Here is a 19644-nt window from a genome sequence, read left to right on the forward strand (position 1 = left end):
CTCCGCTACGCGGCTGATTTGAAAAGAAAATCGATCGTTGGATCGAGTGGCGGAGCCCGTCTCTGGAGGTCCAGCAGGTAGTCCCCGAGCCGATTGATATGCTCGCGCCGGTAAGGGGAAAGCACCTTCAGCACCTCGGCATCAACGGGATGTCCCTTCTCCTGCAGTTCCTTGAGCTTGCGCGACATCCACTGGACGTTGTAGAGGATGACCATGTTGGCGACGAGATGGTTGTACTTGATGACCTTGCGCTGCTCGTGCCGGACGTTTTCTGCGATGGTGCCGTCCCCGCCGAACATCAGCCACTGCGCGAAGTCATTGAACTGCTCGCCCTTGTTCGTCGCGGCGTGAATCGTGCGACGCAGCTCCGGCTCGTTCAGATACTTCAGCAAGAACAGAGTGCGGATGACACGACCAAGCTCGCGGAACGCAAAGTACAGCTTGTTCTTGGCGCTTGCCGAACCCAGCCGCCGCAGGATGGTTGATGGCGTCATTTTGCCGGCCTTGATCGAGACCGCCACCCGCAGCATGTCGGGATAGTGCCGCTGAATCAGATTCCAGTCGATGGACTGGCGGCAAAGGGACTCGATGTGAGCGTATTTCCGGCGCCGGTCCGCCTTGAACAGCACCAGTCCCTTGATATTGCGCATGCGCGGCATCAGGTTGATGCCCAGCAGGTAGGACAGACCAAACACCGGCCCGCTCTGCGCCTGGGTGTCGCCATGAATGGTGTCGGGCTGGATGTCGGAGCTATTGCAGATCAGCCCGTCCAGGATATACACGGCCTCATGCACGCCGCATGGAATGAAGTTGCTGAAGAGCGCGATGTACATGTCGGACACGTGATAGTAGCCGATCCCGCCGTATCCTCCATAGCGGATGTGGTACTCCGACAGCAGGTTCTGCTCGTACAGGCTCCACTTGGTGCCGTCGGCGGACACGCGCTTGCCGCGGCCCCAGTATTTCGGTAGCGCGAACTGGTTGTAGGCATTGATAACCTTCACGATCGCCTTGTCGAGCCGCTCTTCCGTGACGTGATGCAGATTCAGCCAGGCGATTTGCTTGCGGCTCAGCCCCTTGACGGAACGGGCCGTCTGGCTGGGCCCGAGGTTGCAGCCGTAGCAGAACAGCGTGCTGATAAAGCGCTTGCGCGGCTCGTCGAGCTTGGCATCGAACCCGGACAGCGGCCCGAACAGCTTGTGCAGGTCCAGCCATTGCTCGGTTTCGGTCAATACGTCCAGGATACTGATTTGCGGCATCGATGCCGTGATGGCCTGGTCGATCAGCGTCTTGTTCGGCGGCTCCGGCTCCTTGCCCGGCTTGTGGATGATCAGGCCTTGTTCGCCGAACTCGATAGCGTCGTTCGCCGGGAAATTGGTGTCTACCTCATCAAGCGCGGTGCTGAGGTTATCCCGCAGCGTTTTGACGAAGCTCTTGCCATCAGACGGCAAGCCGACCATCTCACAGTAGCACGGCACCTCCCGCAGAAACTCCTCGTGCGAGACCTGATGCACGCGGAAATCGTCAAAGCAATCGCTGCCTTCGACGTACAGGTCGCCGGAGTTCAGTTCCTGCATCAACTGGTGGAACACGCACAGCTCGAAGTACCGGCGATGCAGAAGCCGCGAATTCCGGCCGTCCGGGAAGATGGCCTTGTTCCACCTGTCGGGAATCCAGTCGAGAGGCAGATTGGCGTATTCCGCCTCGGTGAGTTGCAGATACTCGCGGCGCGAGGTTCGATAGCCCTGCATCCAGGCCAGCGCCGCCAGGATCGCCTTGTCCTGGGAACTGGAGCACAGCGGCAGCACCTCAACGCACTGAAACAGCAAGGAGCGCTGCTGGCGATAGGGTTGCAACATGAACGGCAGATCAAAGTTGCCGGCGTAGGCGATATGCTCGTTGCAGCGGGCGAGCGCGCCGGCGGCATCGTCGCCGAGCGCTTCTCGCACTTTCTGGAGACGGAAGATGTCAGCAATGCCGTCGTCCTGCAGCACCTGCAGCACGTCACGGAACTGGCTGACCAGGCCTTCCAGTGCGTCGGCATGCGCGAGCTGATATTGCTGCAGCCGAGTCTTGGCGATGGGCTCGAATTTGCGCATCACCTTAATAAACATCTCCGCCACATCGTCGAGTGCCTTCTGCAGTTGCGCCTGAATGAAGAGCATCGCCAGGGTGTAGCGCTTGACGGGCTTGAGTGCGCGCAACTTGGTGATGTCCAGCGCCCGCGCCTCCGTGATCAATTGGGCTCGCTTGGTGATCGAAAGCATCGGCGGCGCTGGCGGCAAGCCATCGGCCAGCTTGCGCAAGCTATGAATATGCTTCAGAAAGCTCGCGATCTCGCGCGTGGCCGGACGCTTGGGCTCGCGTTTGAGCTGGTCCCAGCCGGACTTGCCGGTCTGACCGTCAAACAGCGCATCGATGCGGGCCTTCAGCGCGTCATCAAGCGCCCCCGTGATGGCGCGAAAGATCGCTCGTTGAGCCGGGCCCTGGCCTGTGCCGCCGTCCGCTGCAGACCCGCCAGCGGAGGCAATTCGTACCGCTTCCGGATCAGCTCCTCGATCAGCACATTGACGATATCCGGCAGTTCCGCCTTGGTCCGTGCGGCATCGGTCGCCAGGGACGCCAGCCATTTCTGCGCGTTGGCGTCCACCTGCCGGATGCCAACATAGGCGCGCAACAACTTCTGATGCCGGGCGCGCGTGCCCGAAACATCGTAGCGCGCCACCGCGGCACGCGACAGCGGGCGGGCCTGCAGAGCCGCCCCAATGTGCTCGATCACCGTATCCGGCACCTCGGTCAGCATCGGAAAATAGCCGAGACGCTGCAGCAATTTGAGCTGCACGAGGATCAGCACAGAGGTCGAAGGCTGGCGTGCCTGGCTGCGCGCGAAGCGGATCTCCGCGGCAGTTGGCGTGAACGCGGTCTTCAGTTCAACCACGGTGGGCTCGGCCGGCAGCGCCGGATAGGCGGTATCGTGGATTACCCGCATGGTGCCTATCGCCGCCCGAAGGCCTGCTCAAGCTGCCGTATCCGCTGCACTTCGTCATCGTGCAGATAGATCGAGGTCGTGGTAATGGAGGCATGCCGCAGGTTGTCGCGCACCGTCGTCAGCGTGGCGCCTTGCGCCAGGGCATGGGTTGCATGGGTGTGGCGCACCCAGTGGGGGGTGGCGCGCCGCAGCTTGTCCGCCAGTGCCGGATGGTCGCCCTGGATAAGCTCTGCGGCCAGCAGAAAGAAGCGGTGAAACACGTCACGCAGCCGCGGTGTGGTGATGGGCGTGGCGCCGTCCAGATTGGCGAGCAGGGGCGTGTCCCGCTTCCAATGCGAGGGCGTTACCGGCAGGCCACGTTGCACCAGGTATTGATCCAGCGCGTGACGAGCCAAGGGCGGCAGCGCGACCTTGCCAGGCTTCGCCCCCTTGCCGACCAAGTGCAGCCACCGCTCGCCGCGCGCGCCGATCTCGATGCCACCGAGCGTCACCGTCACCAGCTCGGCAGCACGCAAGCCGGTGGCGTAGCCGAAGTCCAGCAGGAACCGCAGGCGCTGCGCGGCCGGCTTCGTCCACCCGTGCGACCATTCCAGCCCGTCGGCAATGGTCCGCACCAGCTCCCATTCGCCCGCCGAGAACGCGCGGGAAGCGTCCAGGCCGGCTGCCCGCTGGCCGCCCCGCACCTTGAGGCCGGCAAACGGGTTCGCCAGCACGTAGCGCTGCTGGATCAGCCAGCGGAACATGCCACCCAGCACGGACAGGGCGTAGGCGATCGAGCGTGGCGACAAGGCGCCGGTAAAGGGGCGCCATTCCGGCGACGAGCGCGGCCGTGCCGGCGCCACCCAGCGGTGATGCGGCGTGGGCCGGCGCAAGAATGCGCGGTAAGCCGCGGCGTCTTCCGTGGCCAGCGACGACAGCGCCTTGCCGCGCTCGAGGACAGCCCACAAGAGCAGGCGCTCGGCTTCCTTGCGGTAGGCGCGCTCGGTCTCGGTCGATTCGTGCAGGGCCAGCCAGGCGCTGATGGCCTCGTAGTCATTGCTGGCGTCGAGCGTACACATCTGATGGGGTGCCCGAAAGGTACCGGCTGTCCCGTCGAGCTCCTGCGGCAACCGGATTCGCTCCCAGGGCACGACCGGATCGGGCGGCGCGGCTGTGACGAGAGCGCGTGCGCGTTCGGTGAGCTTGGGGTGCGCCACGAAAAAGACCTCGATATGCCGGGCGCTGCGGGCGCCCAGCCCGTCGATGGTGGACCACCAGCGCCGCCGGCGCGGAATGCGCACCGTCAGGTCGGCGAGCGTGCGGATGCCATGGGCGCGCAGGGCTTTGACCGCGCGGCCGGACAGCCACGAATCGATCGGATCGCTGATTTGCGGCTCGGGCAGCGGCAGCGACCGCAACGCTTCCAGGGCCCGGGCAGCCGCCCTTGCGTGACCGGCGCGATTCGCCGGGTCACAGCCGAACAGCGCCGCCAGGTCTTCGCGCCGCCGGCGTCGGGCTAACTCCGCCAGCTGACGGCGGAGTTCGCCGATCACGCCGCGCGCCGTGCGGCCCGTTCCCAGCGCGTCGGGGCAATACCGTTCGACCGCCTGCCGCGATGAGGCACCTGGGTACCAGGCACGCAGCGCGGCCAGGGAAGCCGTGTCGGGGAAATCGGATGGGATGGAAGCGTCTTGCATCGAGCGTCGATTGGAGCGCGATCAGTCCTATCTGACGGTGGTCAAGCGGCGTGCCGCAGGTGAGGCGAAAATCGCAAGACGGCAGTTTGCCAGAAAAATGTGCCCATATCGCTAATCCTTCTTATCGTAATGGAACTGTTTCCGGCATAAACTGACAGGCATGAAAACGCGCCAGATCCCGCCTCCCATCCCCAGCGCCTCCGAATCTCCCCGCTTTCCAGATGAAGCCGCGCTTGCCGCGTTGCGCGCGTGGTATGCGGGCCTGTCGTCCCGCGCCGCGGTGGAGCACTATCTGACCCATGCCAAGGCGCCGGGCCAGTCGGCGCGCGGCATCCTCGGCCGAATCCGCCGGCAAGTGATCGCGTTCGCGCAGCACCGCCAGCGCGACGACCTCGCCGACCTGCTTCGGCATCCCGTGAGCGAACGGCTGCAGCAGGCGAGCGCCGTGGGGCACGCGATTGAGAGCCTGCGCTCTCTTCCGGCCCCGGAGCCCCGGGTCACGGATGACATCGGGCTTTGGCTGGCGCCCCGGGCCGTACGTGCGCTGCGCGCCCACGGCATCCAGACCCTGGCTGACCTGACCGTGCGGGTGCCGCGCCGGCGCCGCTGGTGGAGCGCGATCCCCGATTTGGGGCAGGCGAGTGCGCGGCATATCGAGGATTTCTTTGCCGAACACCCACAGCTCACCGAGCGGGGGCCGCGCTGATCGTCAGCGCGGCGCCGAGCGCGGTGGTCCTGCGGCTGCCGCACGAGGTGGACGGCTCGCGGGGCAGTTTCCGGGCGCCGCGGCAGGCCTGCACGCTCGACGCCTCCAACGACTACGAGGCAGTGCAGGCGTGGCTCTCCTTGCATGAGGCCCCCACCACGCAGCGCGCCTACCGGAAGGAAGCCGAGCGGCTGATCCTTTGGGCGCTCGTCGAACGCGGTCGGGCGCTGTCATCGCTCACGACAGAAGACGCCATCGCCTATCGCGCTTTCCTGAGACGGCCAACGCCGCGCGAGCGCTGGGTCGGGCCGCCGCGAGCACGTAGCGCCCCCGATTGGCGGCCGTTTGCGCGAGCGCTTTCGGCTCGCTCCACGGCATACGCGCTATCCGTGCTGGGCGCGTTGTTCCGCTGGCTGATCGAGCAACGCTATGTGTTGGCCAATCCGTTTGCAGGGATCAAGGTACGTGGCCGCACCCGCGTCGCCGCCCTCGATACCTCCAGAGGATTTACCGAGGGCGAATGGCTGCTGGTGCGTACCATTGCCGATGGTCTGGAATGGTCCTATGGCTGGGATGCCTCCGCGGCCCAGCGCCTGCGCTTTATCCTGGATTTCGCTTATGCGACCGGCTTGCGCGCCAGCGAGCTGGTCGGCGCAACCCTGGGCGACATCCACGTCGATGAACACCACGACCATTGGCTGCACTTAATCGGCAAGGGGAGTCGGCCCGGAAAAGTGGCGCTTCCGCTGCTGGCACGCACGGCGCTCGACCAGTACCTCGTGCAACGGGGCTGCCGGTGACGCCGGCCCGTTGGGATCCCAAGACCCCGCTGCTCGCCAGCCTGGAACAGGATAGCGCGGCCAGCATTACCGGGACTCGCCTCTGGCACGTGCTGCGGCGCTTCTTTGTCCAGGCCGCCGATGTGATTGCTCCCGACAACCCAGCAGTGGCCGAGAAGCTGCGCCGGGCTAGCCCACACTGGATGCGCCATACCCATGCCACACACGCGCTGGCCCGCGGCGCGGAATTGACCAGCGTGCGCGACAACCTTCGTCACGCTTCAGTAGTCACGACCTCGATCTATCTGCAAAGCGACGAGGTCAAACGGGCACGCCAGATGAATCAGGCCTTCGCCGCCCGGTAACCGGCGCTCGGCCGGGGTTCCCATGGCTTAGCGTGCAATATCTTCCGTTTTCTGAAGCGACCCCTGATTGCACGAGGCTCGCTCAGTCCCGCTGGCCTCGATGCGCTCGTGCAGCGCGAACTGTCCGCCCAGCTTGGGGATGCGCCGGCGTTCGAGCAAGCCGGGGTTGTCTGGCAACGGTACCGCGGGTATCTGACCGCAGTGGAGCGGATGGTCCAGGCGGGCGACCGGAACCGGAGCGGCACATCCGACCTCGACTTTGCGGCGCTGCGGCTTCTGCTGGACCAGCGGGAAGGCCTCGCCCGGCGCGAACTCGGGGACTGGAGCGATGCATTTTTTGGCGACGAGTTTGCGCGGCAGCGCTATGACCTTGGCCGCCTAGAGATCGCACAAGACGCCACGCTCAGCGCCGGAGAAAAGGCCGCGCGCTATGCCGCGCTTGAGCAACAACTGCCGTCGGATCTGCGAATCGGAGTGGCTGCCCGGACAAGACAGCAGGAAGCCGCCGAGGCAGTTTCCGCGATCAATACCGGAAGGATTTCGGAATCCGAGGGAATCGCGAGGATCGCGCAGACACTTGGCGCGGAAGCCGCCGAGCGCGTCGAGACCATGCGGCGCGCCGAGGCTGCCTGGCGCGAAAAATACGACCGGTATGCGAGCGAACGCGCTGCCCTCGAGGGAGCCAGCCTTGCCGCTCAAGATCGGGATGCCGCTATCCGCGGCCTGCAGCAGCGATATTTCACCAGTACGGCCGAATCGGCGCGGGCCGCTTCCCTCGACCAGCGTCCGGCCGTGAACCAGCGATAGGAGCCTTCATGAACACAACCCGTCGCGGCCCGCTGGCCGGCGTCAGGATCCTGGAAATTGCCGGCATCGGCCCCGGACCGTTTTGCGGCATGCTGTTAGTCAGTATGACTCCCCTGGAGCAAGGAGGGCTGGCCCGCCGTGAGGAATCAAACGCGGGTTAGCATGACTGCCAGAGCCGCACGGTGTGGACAGTGCCACACCCGGCGATTTCCAGCGCGGAGGCCAGCATGGAAAACGATATCACTTTGTATGTCGGTCTGGACGTTCATAAAGACTCGATCACGGTTGCCTATGCACTCGGCATGGGTGAGGTGGAACAGCTTGGCAAGATCGGTACGTCGAAGGCTGATACCGACCGCTTGTGCAAGCGCCTGCAGTCCAAAGCACGCCACATCCGAATCGTCTACGAGGCCGGCCCTTGTGGCTATGGTCTTTACCGCGAGCTCACACAAAATGGATTCGACTGCATGGTGTGTGCGCCGTCGTTGATCCCGAAAAGGCCTGGGGAACGCATCAAGACCGATCGACGCGATGCGCTCAAACTCGTGCGATCGCTGCGCGCCGGCGATCTCTCGGCGGTGTACGTGCCCAGCGTGGAAGACGAAGCGTTCCGGGATTTATCACGGGCGTGGGCTTGCAGTCCATGCGCGGCGTGCAATTGACTACGGCAATAGGCATTCTCGCCGAGTTGGGCGACCTCTCGCGCTTTGCCCATCCGCGCCAACTGATGGCCTGGCTCGGCGTGACGCCCGCTGAACACTCATCGGGAGAAAAGCGGCGCCAGAGCAGCATCACAAAGAACGGCAATAGCTATGCAAGAAAGCTATTGATAGAAGCCGCCTGGAGCTACCGGCACCCGGCACGTGTGAGTCCCCAGATCCAGCGCCGGCACGAAGGCCTCCCAAAGGCCATCGTTGACCGGTCTTGGGACGCTCAGGTTCGACTGTGCCGGCGCTATCGGAAACTTGCCGCCCGCGGCAAGAACCCGAACATTGCGGTGGTCGCAGTGGCCCGCGAACTGAGCGGATTTATCTGGGATATCAGCCAACTCGCGATGTCTCTTGGCGTACCGAACGAAGCGCGCGCAGCGTAATCCAGACCGGTATCAACCTATGACACTACTGCGAGGCCAGTTTCCTGAAGGCGGCGTAGCCCGGCAACACGAGCAACCCGCGGGTCTGCTAGGCAACGGATTGCATCCGACTTGCGACGTTAGATAGCGGCTGGCTCATTGGGCGGACATCTGTAATGCGGTAACCAACCCGCGGATATCAGCGTGATCCACCGTCGAGACTTACTGCTACGTCGCCCTCAGGAAATTGGAACCAACATGGGAACCTGAAACTAAACCAACCAATGTCGATTGACACGGGGAGTCATATCAGCAGACTTGGGCGCCGATGTCGTCGTCGACCGCCTGCGGCAGGAAGCCGAAGGGCTCGACCTGGACAAGCACGCCATCACTAATCGCGGTAAGCGCTCGGTGGTCGCCGACCTCAAGACCTGCGAAGGCATTGAGACCGTCCTCGGACTCGTCCCGCATTGCGACGCCCTGATCGAAGGCATGCGTCCTGGCGTGATGGAGCGCCTTGGTCTTGGGCCCGATGTGTGCCTGCAACGCAATCCACGGCTGGTGTATGGGCGCATGACCGGCTGGGGCCAGGACGGCCCGATGGCGCACGCCGCCGGCCACGACCTGAATTATGTCGCACTGTCCGGTGCACTCTGGTATGCCGGGCAGCCCGGCCACCCACCATTGGCGCCACCGAGCCTGGTAGGTGACATCGGCGGCGGGGCCATGTACCTGGCCGTCGGCCTGCTGGCGGGCATCATGCATGCGCGCGCCACCGGGCAAGGCCAGGTTGTGGACGCGGCAATCGTCGACGGAAGCGCCCATATGACCAACCTGCTGCTTGCGCTCCAGGCCGCCAGGCAGATGCGGCCAGCACGCGGTCAGAGCTTGCTGGACGGCCCCCACTGGTACAACACCTATCGCTGCGCGGATGGCGGCTATATCTCGGTCGGCTCGGTCGAACCCAAGTTCTACCGGGAGCTGCAAGATCGCCTTGGCCTTGCCGGCGATCCCGCCTTCGACAACGGCTACGACGTCCGGGTCTGGCCGCACCTGCGCGATCGCTTTGCCGAGTTGTTTGCAAGCCGGACGCGCGCCGAATGGACTGCGCTGCTGGAAGGGACAGACGCCTGCTTCGCCCCCGTGCTGACACCTGACGAGGCTGCGGACCATCCGCACATGGCGGCGCGAGGCGTGTACGGCCGTGAGGGCGGCATGCTGCAGGCCAATCCGGCCCCGCGGTTTTCGGCGACGCCGACCGGCCGCCCCGGTCCGATCCCGCGTTGCGGCGAACAGACCGATGAGGTGCTGCACGAATGGCAGCATTCTCGCGGCAGCCGCTGAGCTGCCACGTGAACTCCGCCCGGCCACCGCAGCCGCGGCGAAGCCCCTCACCTACGGTTGGGGGCCTCACCGCATCCGCCGTGCCCTGGATAAGGCTTGGGGTAATCGTCGGCAGGTCGGAGCCAGTGTTGGACTGGTGCCGCAGCCGTACGACAGTGGCGAGAGCCGAGTGGACCAAGGCATCAGCAAACAAGGCAACCGAAGGGTGCGCACGCAACTGATCGAAATGACGTGGCTGTGGTTACGCCATCAGCCCACCAGCGCACTGACCCAGTGGTTCAACCGGCGTACGCAGGGCACCGGACCAAACTGTCGGGCCCGGCGCATCGCCGTCGTCGCGCTCGCACGGCGCCTCGTCATCGCACTGTGGCGCTATCTGACGTACGGCGTTATCCCCGACGGGGCTCAGCTTAAAGCGGTTTGACACGGAGAATTTCATCAACAGGCGTTCAAGGTATCTGACGGTCGGAGCGGAACACGCCCGACACCCCGGTGGGTTGTTCGTCACAACCGAAATTTACATGGGGCGTATTCCCCGAATCCATTTGCGATGGGCCGCAGCATAGGGGAACCGGCTCCGACCCGCAGTGCCAGAAGGGGGTAGCCCAGGATCGGCTGGTGGCAGGACCTACCTGAACGGGTAGCATGGTCCGGGAAGATGCCGAGGCCATGCCCGCCGCCCGATCCGTGTCCTACGCGGCCCGCTTCGAGAACATCGCTACCGCGACCTCGCGCAGCGCTTCCAGGTAATCCTCATGATGCCGAGCGATACGGTCGGCGGGTCCTGCAAGCGACAGCGACAGCGGCTCCGGCCCAAGAAAGCCGGAGACAGCCAATGCATCCACGCCTTCGCTGCCTTCGCTGCGTGCCGCGTACCAGCCGCGCTTGCGGCCTTCGTCGACGTCGTGCGCCACCGCTTCCGCATCGGTTACCGTGCCCGAGACCACTTTGCGCAGCGGCTTGAGCCGAAGCCTTCGCAAGGCTTCGTCCGGGGGCAGTGCGCCAAGGAGGGCTTTACCCATCGCCGAAGTATGCAGCGCAATACGCTCGCCGGCCGTCAGGACATAGCGCAATTGGTGCCTGCCCTGCTGCACCGCGACCACCCGCACGGTGGCCACTTCCAGCCGGCCGACAAACGCCGTTTCGCCCGTGCGCTCCGCCAGCAGGGTCGCAGCCTCCGTTCCCGCTGAAAGCACCGGATCGTTCTGCTCCAGCCGCTCAAGTACTTCGCCAAGCTTTGCCGTGGGATAGAAGCGCCGCGTTTGTGCCGTCCGCGCGAAATAGCCCAATTCGAGCAGCGTATGCAGCAAGTCCGTGCATGTGCTTTCGGGCAGTTCGAGCAGTCGTGAGATCTCGGAATTGGAAAGCTCGCGCTGTTCGCGGGCAAAAAGTTCGAAGACCGCCATGGTGCGGGCGGACGCGGGGACGAAGTTCGGCATGCGTGGCAAGAGGGATGTAATGGATGGATTCTGCGGGATTTCGCAGGGAAGAGCAAAGCCATCTTTTTTGATGTGCGGAATTTTTCATTTTTTGGCGATTGAATGTGCGGATAACCTATTGAAAATAAACGATTTGTTCGGCCATTCATGAAACCATTGGCACACCAAAGCCGGTTCTCGGTGCACCATTCGTGAGTTGACCATCTCTGCGGTATTACGTAGACTTCAGCGAAATGCCGCAGAGATGCGACGCGACATGACGACTGTCAAAGGAGGAAGAAATGGATTTGGGCATTGGTGGCAAGGTCGCCGTCGTGACGGGCGGCGGCCGGGGAATCGGGGCAGAGACGGCACGCATGCTGGCCCGGGAGGGGGTGAAGGTGGTCGTTTCCGATATCGACCGGGCGGTGGCCGAGCAGGTGGCGAAGGAGATTGTGGCGGCCGGAGGCGAGGCCATTGCCTCGCGGGGCGACGTATGTGAGTTGTCCGACGTCCAGCAAGTCGTGGCGGACGCCACCGAAGCCTTTGGTGGCGTCGACATCCTGGTGAACAACGCCGGCTTCAACAAGGACCGTTACCTGACGAAGATGACCGAGCCGGAATGGGATTCGGTGGTCGACGTGGTGCTGAAGGGCGCGTTCCACTGCACGCGCGCCGTGCTGCCCGGGATGATGGCGCGAAAGTGGGGCCGCATCGTCAACATCTCGTCGCGCTCGGTGTTCGGCAATCCGGGCCAGACCAACTACAGCGCGGCCAAGCTCGGGCTCGTTGGCTTCACTCGCGCGCTGGCGCAGGAGCAGGCGAAGTTCGGCGTCACGGTCAATGCGGTGGCACCGGGTTTCGTCGAAACCGAACTGATGCGCGCCAACCCTACCTACGAGAGGCTGCGCGAGGCGGCGCTGGAGAAGATTCCTGTCGGCTTCCTTGGCATGCCCGAGGACATCGCGTCGTCCGTGGCCTTCATGGCTTCGGAGCGCGCCCGCTATATCACTGGCGTTACGCTGTTCGTGACCGGCGGCCGCTTCTCTTCCTGATTCCCCGAAAAGGCAACAAGCATGGATTTCGAGTTCAGCACTGAACAGGTCGCTTTGCGCGATAGCATTCGCCGCTATATGCGCAACGAGGTGGTGCCCCGCATCAACGCATGTGAGCGCGACCGCCGCATTCCGCTCGACGTGCTGGCCGGCGTCGGACAGTTCGGCTACATCGGCGGCACGCTCCCGGAAGAAGATGGCGGCCTCGGCCTCGACGCCGTCACGTGGGCCATGATGCTGGAGGAGGCCGGCTACTTCTGGGGCTCGCTGCGCACCATCGTCAACATCACCAACGTTTTCGTGAGGTTGGTGAGCCGGCACGGCACGCCGGAGCAGAAGGCTCACTTCCTCGCGCCGGTGCTGGCGAGTGGCAAGGGCGTCTGCGTGGCGCTGAGCGAGCCGAACCACGGCTCAAATCCGGCCGGCATCGAAACCCGCGCCGACGACAAGGGCGACCATTATCTGCTGTCGGGCACGAAGCTGTGGATCACCAACGGCGTGGCAGCCGACTATGCGCTCGTGCTGGCGCGCACTTACAGCGCCACCTGCGACGGCGGCCACTCGCTGTTCCTGCTCGACAAATCCGAGACGCACGTCGAGGCGCGCCTGGTCGACAAGATGGTGCTCAAGGCGTCGGGCACGTCGGAACTGTTCCTCGACAACATCCGTCTGCCGAAGTCCAGCTTGCTCGGCAAGGAGGGCGGCGCGCTGAAGGCCGTGTCGGTCGGTCTGAACTATGGCCGTCTCAACATCGCGATGGGCGCGGTCGGCGCGGCGCAGGCGGCGTTGGACCTGTCTATCGAGTACGCAAAGACGCGCAAGCAATTCGGCAAGACCATCGCCCATTTCCAGCTCGTGCAAAAGCACATTGTCGATATGATGGTGCGCGTGGAAGCCGCGCGGGCACTGGGCTACAAGGCGGCGGCGTCGCTGGAGAAGGGCCTGCCGTCGCGCATCGAGTGCTCGATCGCCAAGCTCTACGCGGCCGAGGCGGCGCACGAGGTGGCGAAGATTGCCATCGGTGTGCACGGCGGGCTCGGTTATTCGACCGAGTACCCGCTCGAACGCATCTTTCGTGACACCAGCGGCGCGAGCATCCCGGAGGGGACGGCCGAGATACAGACCCTGATCGTCGGGCGCGAGGTGCTCGGCGTGTCGGCCATCGTTTGAGGGAGATCGCCATGCACACCGCATCTACGCCGTCGCTCGCGGGGCTGTCCACCCTCCGGTATTACTGGGAGGACCTGGAGCCTGGCGTGGTATTCGAAACCGCCAGCCGCACGATCACCGAAACCGACGTGGTGGGTTTTGCCGGGCTGAGTGCCGACTACAACCGGCTTCACGTCGATGCCGAGTATGCGTCCGGCACGGCCTGGGGCAATCGCATTGCTCACGGCATGCTGGTGGCCTCAATCCTGTCGGGGCTGAACACGCGCACGGTCGTCAACCAGATGCTCGAAGCGTCACTGGTCGGGCTGCTAGAGATGAACCTGCGCTTTCCCAAGCCGACCCTGATCGGCGACACCATCCATGGCCGCATCGAAGTGAGCGGACGCCGCGAAACGTCGAACCCCGCGCGCGGCATCGTCGAGTTCCGCCGTCAGGCCATTAACCAACGCAATGAAGTGGTCTGCGAGTGCGACACCCGGATGATGGTGCTGCGCCGCCAGACCGCCTGATAGACAGATCGAGGAACCCCAAATGATCACCACAGAAATCGGATACACCACCGTCGACAGGATCACCGTGCGTGGCAAGGACCTCTCGCAGGAACTGCTCGGCAAGCTCGACTTTGTCGAGATGATGATGCTTACCATCCTCGGCCGCCTGCCGGACGCGCGCGAGAAGCGGATGATCAACCTGATCTTGGTGACGGCCTGCGACCACGGCCTCACGCCTAGCGCAATGAGCGCGCGCCTGACCTACCTCGGTGCGCCCGAGGCCATGCAGGCAGCAGTGGCCGCGGGCTTGCTCGGCGCCGGCAGCGTGTTCCTGGGCACCACGCAGAACTCGGCCGAACTGCTGATCCATGCCGCGCGCGACCTGGCCGACGATGCCACCGACGAGGCGGTGCTGGCGTGCGCCCGCGAAGCCATTCGGCAGTCTCGCGAGAAGAAGCAGCCGATCTACGGCGTCGGGCATCCAATCCATGTGAAAGGCGACCCGCGCGTGCCCACGCTGGCTCAGGCGTCGCGCGACAACGGCTACTTCGGCAAGCACTGGCGCCTGATGTATGCGATCGAGAAGGTGTTCCGCGAGGAGATAGGCAAGAACCTGCCAATGAACGCAGTCGGCGCCATCGGCGCCATCGTCGGCGACATGGGGCTGGAGCCGCTTCTGGCGCGCGGCTTCATGCTCGTCGGCCGCGCTGCCGGCCTGCTCGCGCACCTCTACGAGGAGCGCCAGAACCCCATCGGCCAGCAGTTATGGGACCTCGTGCTGGCGCAGGACCCGCGCAATGAGTTGCCCGTGCGCAAGCCGAAGCAGGCATGAGCGCGCCGTCCCGACAAGAATGACTGGAGGAAACATGGAGACATTTCAAGACCTGAGCCTGCTGATGGACCCGCGGTCGGTGGTGCTGGTCGGCGCGTCCGATCGGCCCGCGAGTCTCGGCCAGCGTGCGCTCGAGAACATCGTCGAACACTCTCGCTTCGAGGGCGAGCTGTTTCTTGTCAACGCCACGCGCGACGAAGTTGGGGGGCGCCCCGCGTTCCGCCGCGTGGAAGATTTGCCGTACGCGCCGGATCTCGCCATCGTCGCGGTGCCGGCAGCGGTGGCCAACGACGTCATCGAATCGTGTGGTCGCCGGGGCATTCGCTTTGCGGTGGTGCTGACGTCCGGATTCTCCGAAACGGGCGAAGAAGGCGCGCTGCTGGAAGCGCGTATGCGGGAGGTCGCGCGGGAGACCGGAATCCGTATCTATGGTCCCAACTGCCCCGGGCTGACCAACATCAACAAGGGGCTGGGCTTCACGTTCTCGCCTGCGTCGCGCCACGACCGTATGCCGGGTCCGATCGGCCTGGCCACGCAGGGAGGCGGGCTCGGCCGGACGTTCCTGCAGGCGTGTGCGCGGGGCGTCGGCATCGGCCTCTGGTGCTCCAGTGGCAACGAGGTGGACCTGACGGTCAGCGACTACATCAACCACATGGCCGCGATGCCGGAGATCAAGGTGATCGTGACGCTGCTGGAGGGCATCAACGATCCGCCGCGCTTTGCGCGTGCCGCGCTGAACGCGGCGGCGGCTGGCAAGCCCATCGTGGCGCTGAAAGTCGGCAAGTCGGAGTACGGCGTGAAAGCCGCGCAGTCGCACACGGCGGCACTGTCGGGCACGGCGGAAATCAACAGCGCGGCGTTCCGGCAACTCGGCATCGTCGAAGTCGACGATATCGACGAACTGATAGACACCGCAGCGCTGCTCTCGCGCGGAGTGCCCGAGCGGGCCGTACGCACGGCGCTGTACTCGTTCTCGGGCGGTACCGTGGCGCTCGCCGCCGACATGCTCGGCACGGCCGGTCTGGAACTCGCCAGCCTGGCGCCGCCGACGACCGACACGCTGCGCGAATTGCTGCCCGCCTTTGCGGCCATCGGCAATCCGGTCGATACGACCGCCGAGATCCTGGTCAAGCCGGAGATCAGCTACGGCTCGCTGCTGGCGGTCGCCAACGACCCGAACGTGGATGCCGTGCTGTTCCCGCTGCCGATGGAATATGGCGAGGTGACGCGCGCGGCCTGCGAGAACATGGTCAGGGTGCAGGCCGCAGTCTCGAAGCCGATCATCCCGGTCTGGATGAGCGACAAGCTCGGAGAGGGTTTCGAGGTACTGGTCGCAGGTGGCTTGCCGCCGGTGCGCACGCTCGGCAAGGCGATCAAGGCGATGCAGCGCTGGAATGTCTGCGGCGCCTGGCGCAGGACGTTCGATCCGTCGTGGACGCCGCTGATTTGCACGACGGCGGTGACGGAGCCGCAGGCCCGCCGCACCTGGTCCGAGGCGCAGGCCAAGTCCATCCTTGCGCGCGCTGGCGTGGCGGTGCCGCCCGGCGAGGTGGCGCGCGACGAAGACGAGGCCGCTGCGATCGCCCAGCGTCTCGACGGCCCGGTGGTCGCCAAGATTGCCAGCGCCGACATTTTGCACAAATCCGACATCGGCGGCGTGGTCGTCGGTCTGCGTGAGCCGGAGGCCGTGCGCCAGGCGTTCCGCACGATTGTCGCCAATGCCGCAAAGGCATACCCCGAGGCGCGTGTGGATGGTGTGCTGATCGAGCGCATGTCCGACCTCAGGGGCGGGGTGGAAACGCTGGTTGGCGTGCACCGTGATCCGCTGTTCGGGCCGGTCATCACGTTCGGCATGGGCGGCGTGTTCGTCGAGCTGTTCAAGGACGTCAGCCGTCGCTTGCTGCCGCTCACGCGCCGCGAAGCCGCGGCGATGGTGCGCGAGACGCGCTGCCATGAATTGCTGAAGGGCTTCCGCGGCGGCGAGCCGGTCGATGTCGAGGCACTCGAGGCGCTGCTGGTGGCGGTGTCGGATTTCGTCTGCCACAGCGCCGGCACCGCGCCGGTGGAAGAACTCGACCTCAACCCCGTACTCGTCAGCAAGGCCGGTGCCATGGCGCTGGATGCCGTACTGATCGAAGGCATGTCCGCTTGAGCGGATCCTTCGCTCGACCTCATCGTACAAGGAGCGATATTCATGTTCAAACGCATGGCCATGCTGGCCGCCACCGTGGGATGCGTGGTGGCCTCCGCGCACGCGCAAACGGCCTACCCGACCCGTCCCATCAAGCTCATCGTGCCGTTCACGGCGGGAGGCATCACCGACAACGTGGCCCGCGCAGTCGCGGAGCACACCTCGAAGCTGCTCGGCCAGCCGATCGTGATCGACAACCGGCCGGGAGCCGGTGGCAATATCGGCGCCAGCTATGCGGCGCATGCCGAGGCCGATGGCTACACGATCTTCCTCGGCACGCAGGGCACGCAGGTCACCAACCAGTACATTTACAAGTCGCTCTCCTATAAGCCGGAAGCCGATTTCCAGGCCGTGCAGGGACTGATCGCCATCCCTAACGTGATCGTGGCAAATGCGTCGCGGCCATACAAGACCTTGCCCGAACTGATCGCGTATGCGAAGCAACATCCAGGTGAAATCACCTATGGCAGCCCTGGCGTCGGCACGGGCGCGCATCTTGCCGGCGAGCTGTTCCAGACGATAGCCGGCGTCAAGCTGCGCCACGTGCCGTACAAGGGCAGCGCCGGATCGATCACCGACCTGCTCGGCGGCAACCTTGACATGGCGTTCGACTATCCCGTGTCGGCGGCACCCCATGTCAAGTCCGGCCGCCTACGTGCGCTGGCGATCACGGGCGAGAACCGTACCGAGGCGCTGCCTGGCATGCCGACCTTGCGCGAACTTGGCCTGCCGAAGGCGACGTCGGAGTCGTGGATCGGTGTGTTCGCGCCAAAGGGAACACCGCCAGCGGTCGTGCTGAAGCTGCAGGCAGCCTTCGGCAGCGCTGCACAGGAGAAATCCATCCAAGCGAAATTCGGCGAGTTTGGCGGCACGCCGCTGCTGCTCCCGGGCGCGAAGTTCGCCGACTACGTACACGCCGAGGCGGGCAAGTGGAAGCGCGTGTTGGAAACTACCCGCGTGTCAGCGGAATGACCGGCCTTGTTTCATCGTTCAGCTAACACACACAACATGACTCAACACACCCCGCCGCTTGCCGGTATCCGGGTCCTGGATTTCTCGGAACTCCTGCCCGGTCCGTTCTTCACCCAGAACCTCGTGGAACTGGGGGCGTCCGTCCTCAAGATCGAGCGCCCGCCGCACGGCGACAACGCCCGGATCATCGCGCCCGGCCTGTTCACCTCGGTCAACCGCGGCAAGCAAAGCGTGAAGGCCGATCTCAAGGATCCCGCGCAGGCCGCGCGCATCCGAGAGATGGTGGCCGAGACCGACGTCGTTGTGGAAGGCTACCGCCCGGGCGTGATGGACCGCCTCGGCTTCGGCTACGAAGCGCTGGCAGCGCTGAATCCGCGCATCGTCTATGTCTCGCTGAGCGGCTACGGCCAGACCGGACGATTGGCGAAGTCGCCGGGCCACGATATCAACTACCTGGCAACCGCCGGCGTCCTGGCGCTTTCGGGCTCCGAGCGCGAGCGGCCGGACCACGGCGCCGGTCTGCCGCTGGCTGACCTGTGCGGTGCGATGTATGCACTATCCAGCACGCTTGCTGCCCTGTTCCAGCGCCAGACCACAGGCGTCGGACAGTACCTGGACGTGTCGCTGACGGATTGCGTGATGCACTGGATGAACCCCCGCCTCGGCCATTTCGACGAGGCGGGCCTCGACGAGCTGGCGGCGCAGCGCAACGATATCCTCGTCAAGCCGGCCTACGGCGTGTTCCGCACGGCGGACGGCAGCAATGTTTCGCTCGGTGCGCTGGAGGACCACTTCTGGAGCCGGCTGGCAACGGTGCTTGCGCTGGACCTGCCGCTTGCCGGCTACGAGCGGCTCGCCGCACGGGTCCACGATGCGCCGCGCATCAATGCCGCAATTGCCGCCCGGGTGGCGACGTTCGAGGCCGACACGTTGCTTGCCTTGCTCGACGAGGCGGACGTTCCCGCAGCGCGAGTCGTGGTACCGTCGGAACTGCGCGCCTCCGGTCACGCCGTCGAGCGCCGGCTGATCCGTACCGATGGCGAGGCGGCTTTCTTCCGCTATCCGGTCACGATGACCGGCACGTAGGAGAGCGCTGATGCACCCTTCGCAGCACGCGCCCTCGATCCACACGCGCATCACCGCCCTGTTCGGTATCCGTCATCCGTTGCTGCTCGGCGGCATGCACATCCTTGGCGAGGCTGGCCTCGTGGCAGCCGTGGTCAATGCGGGCGCGATGGGCTTCATCACGGCGCGCTCGTTCGCGTCGCCCGACGCATTGCGCGCGGACTTGCGCCGCTGCCACGCGCTGTCAGACGATCTACCACCCATTGGGTACCTGCCGTATGGGAGAAGACGAAGGGGCAGTCGTCGATTCGCGGCTGCGGCTGCGCGGCTTATCTGGCCTGCGCGTAGTGGACGCGTCGGTTATGCCGAAGATGGTGTCCGGCAATATCCAGGGGGCGGTGATGATGGTGGCAGAGAAAGGTGCGGATTTGATCCTGGAGGACCAAGGGTGCTAACCACACGACAGGATGACTAGCTCCACCTTAGCGTAAAGCCAATTGTTAAGGCTACGAAAAGTAGTGTGCAATATAAGCGCTTCTTATGACGAGCCTTCACCGGCTGTTGATTTTCTATGGTGCAGGGAGCGGGCCAGCCGATCGGTTTTGCATGCGGGATGCTAGCCATCTCCAGAAATAATTTGGACCTTGGGCCGAATTCGGAGGCAAGGGAAACAGAAAAGGAATCAAACTTGGGATGGGAGATTCAGTCTGTA

Annotated in this window: 12 protein-coding genes and 6 pseudogenes; 15 read left to right on the forward strand and 3 right to left on the reverse strand. The window is 64.6% G+C overall.

What is annotated here, in order from left to right; genetic code table 11:
* Window positions 1-5: 5 nt before the first annotated feature.
* Together AC3WRR_RS00125 and AC3WRR_RS00130 are read right to left on the reverse strand one after the other, a co-directional pair.
* Window positions 6-2989, reverse strand: a pseudogene (locus AC3WRR_RS00125) (Tn3 family transposase).
* A 5-nt stretch (window positions 2990-2994) separates the two neighbouring features.
* A complete protein-coding gene (locus tag AC3WRR_RS00130) occupies window positions 2995-4665 on the reverse strand; it encodes a site-specific integrase (protein WP_492295499.1) in 1671 nt (556 codons plus the stop codon).
* A gap of 160 nt (window positions 4666-4825) precedes the next feature.
* Between AC3WRR_RS00130 and AC3WRR_RS00135 the strand changes: the two are divergent.
* From AC3WRR_RS00135 to AC3WRR_RS00160, 6 genes and pseudogenes are all read left to right on the forward strand, one after another.
* A pseudogene (locus AC3WRR_RS00135) lies at window positions 4826-6515 on the forward strand (site-specific integrase).
* 108 nt (window positions 6516-6623) lie between these two features.
* Window positions 6624-7322 (forward strand): lipase secretion chaperone, encoded by a 699-nt coding sequence (locus AC3WRR_RS00140; RefSeq protein WP_492295501.1) that lies wholly within the window; start codon window positions 6624-6626, stop codon window positions 7320-7322.
* A gap of 8 nt (window positions 7323-7330) precedes the next feature.
* Complete coding sequence (locus tag AC3WRR_RS00145; protein ID WP_492296048.1) at window positions 7331-7483, forward strand: hypothetical protein; 153 nt, start codon at window positions 7331-7333, stop codon at window positions 7481-7483.
* Between the two features lie 66 nt (window positions 7484-7549).
* A pseudogene (locus AC3WRR_RS00150) lies at window positions 7550-8415 on the forward strand (IS110 family transposase).
* A 270-nt stretch (window positions 8416-8685) separates the two neighbouring features.
* Complete coding sequence (locus tag AC3WRR_RS00155) at window positions 8686-9738, forward strand: CaiB/BaiF CoA transferase family protein (protein WP_492295503.1); 1053 nt, start codon at window positions 8686-8688, stop codon at window positions 9736-9738.
* A gap of 100 nt (window positions 9739-9838) precedes the next feature.
* Window positions 9839-10162, forward strand: a pseudogene (locus tag AC3WRR_RS00160) (transposase); the annotation flags it as partial.
* Between the two features lie 268 nt (window positions 10163-10430).
* Here AC3WRR_RS00160 and AC3WRR_RS00165 read toward each other — a convergent pair.
* Window positions 10431-11177, reverse strand: a complete 747-nt coding sequence (locus tag AC3WRR_RS00165) for an IclR family transcriptional regulator (RefSeq protein WP_492295505.1) — start codon at window positions 11175-11177, stop codon at window positions 10431-10433.
* Between the two features lie 281 nt (window positions 11178-11458).
* Between AC3WRR_RS00165 and fabG the strand changes: the two genes are divergently transcribed.
* The 9 genes and pseudogenes from fabG to AC3WRR_RS00210 all read left to right on the forward strand — a co-directional run.
* Window positions 11459-12211: a 3-oxoacyl-ACP reductase FabG gene (gene fabG / locus AC3WRR_RS00170; RefSeq protein WP_492295506.1), complete on the forward strand. Its 753-nt coding sequence runs from the start codon at window positions 11459-11461 to the stop codon at window positions 12209-12211.
* 21 nt (window positions 12212-12232) lie between these two features.
* Complete coding sequence (locus AC3WRR_RS00175; protein WP_492295508.1) at window positions 12233-13381, forward strand: acyl-CoA dehydrogenase family protein; 1149 nt, start codon at window positions 12233-12235, stop codon at window positions 13379-13381.
* A gap of 11 nt (window positions 13382-13392) precedes the next feature.
* On the forward strand, window positions 13393-13890 hold the full coding sequence (locus tag AC3WRR_RS00180; RefSeq protein ID WP_492295510.1) for a MaoC/PaaZ C-terminal domain-containing protein: 498 nt from the start codon (window positions 13393-13395) through the stop codon (window positions 13888-13890).
* A gap of 22 nt (window positions 13891-13912) precedes the next feature.
* Window positions 13913-14704: a citryl-CoA lyase gene (locus AC3WRR_RS00185; protein WP_492295512.1), complete on the forward strand. Its 792-nt coding sequence runs from the start codon at window positions 13913-13915 to the stop codon at window positions 14702-14704.
* Between the two features lie 34 nt (window positions 14705-14738).
* Window positions 14739-16856 carry an acetate--CoA ligase family protein gene (locus tag AC3WRR_RS00190; protein WP_492295513.1) on the forward strand — a complete coding sequence of 706 codons (2118 nt, stop codon included), beginning with the start codon at window positions 14739-14741 and terminating at the stop codon, window positions 16854-16856.
* 54 nt (window positions 16857-16910) lie between these two features.
* Window positions 16911-17867 carry a Bug family tripartite tricarboxylate transporter substrate binding protein gene (locus AC3WRR_RS00195; protein ID WP_492295515.1) on the forward strand — a complete coding sequence of 319 codons (957 nt, stop codon included), beginning with the start codon at window positions 16911-16913 and terminating at the stop codon, window positions 17865-17867.
* A 36-nt stretch (window positions 17868-17903) separates the two neighbouring features.
* Complete coding sequence (locus AC3WRR_RS00200; RefSeq protein WP_492295517.1) at window positions 17904-18953, forward strand: CaiB/BaiF CoA transferase family protein; 1050 nt, start codon at window positions 17904-17906, stop codon at window positions 18951-18953.
* Window positions 18954-19047: 94 nt separating this feature from the next.
* Window positions 19048-19140: pseudogene (locus AC3WRR_RS00205) on the forward strand (hypothetical protein); the annotation flags it as partial.
* Window positions 19141-19177: 37 nt separating this feature from the next.
* Window positions 19178-19387, forward strand: a pseudogene (locus tag AC3WRR_RS00210) (GMC oxidoreductase); the annotation flags it as partial.
* Window positions 19388-19644: the final 257 nt, after the last annotated feature.

The organism is Cupriavidus sp. FW305-3-2-15-C-LB2 (assembly GCF_058787575.1).

Coding starts and splice junctions, on each gene's coding strand:
- AC3WRR_RS00130 (WP_492295499.1), bottom strand. CDS start 4,665: ATGCAAGACGCTTCCATCCCATCCGATTTCCCCGACACGGCTTCCCTG.
- AC3WRR_RS00145 (WP_492296048.1), top strand. CDS start 7,331: ATGAACACAACCCGTCGCGGCCCGCTGGCCGGCGTCAGGATCCTGGAA.
- AC3WRR_RS00165 (WP_492295505.1), bottom strand. CDS start 11,177: ATGCCGAACTTCGTCCCCGCGTCCGCCCGCACCATGGCGGTCTTCGAA.
- fabG (WP_492295506.1), top strand. CDS start 11,459: ATGGATTTGGGCATTGGTGGCAAGGTCGCCGTCGTGACGGGCGGCGGC.
- AC3WRR_RS00175 (WP_492295508.1), top strand. CDS start 12,233: ATGGATTTCGAGTTCAGCACTGAACAGGTCGCTTTGCGCGATAGCATT.
- AC3WRR_RS00180 (WP_492295510.1), top strand. CDS start 13,393: ATGCACACCGCATCTACGCCGTCGCTCGCGGGGCTGTCCACCCTCCGG.
- AC3WRR_RS00185 (WP_492295512.1), top strand. CDS start 13,913: ATGATCACCACAGAAATCGGATACACCACCGTCGACAGGATCACCGTG.
- AC3WRR_RS00190 (WP_492295513.1), top strand. CDS start 14,739: ATGGAGACATTTCAAGACCTGAGCCTGCTGATGGACCCGCGGTCGGTG.
- AC3WRR_RS00195 (WP_492295515.1), top strand. CDS start 16,911: ATGGCCATGCTGGCCGCCACCGTGGGATGCGTGGTGGCCTCCGCGCAC.
- AC3WRR_RS00200 (WP_492295517.1), top strand. CDS start 17,904: ATGACTCAACACACCCCGCCGCTTGCCGGTATCCGGGTCCTGGATTTC.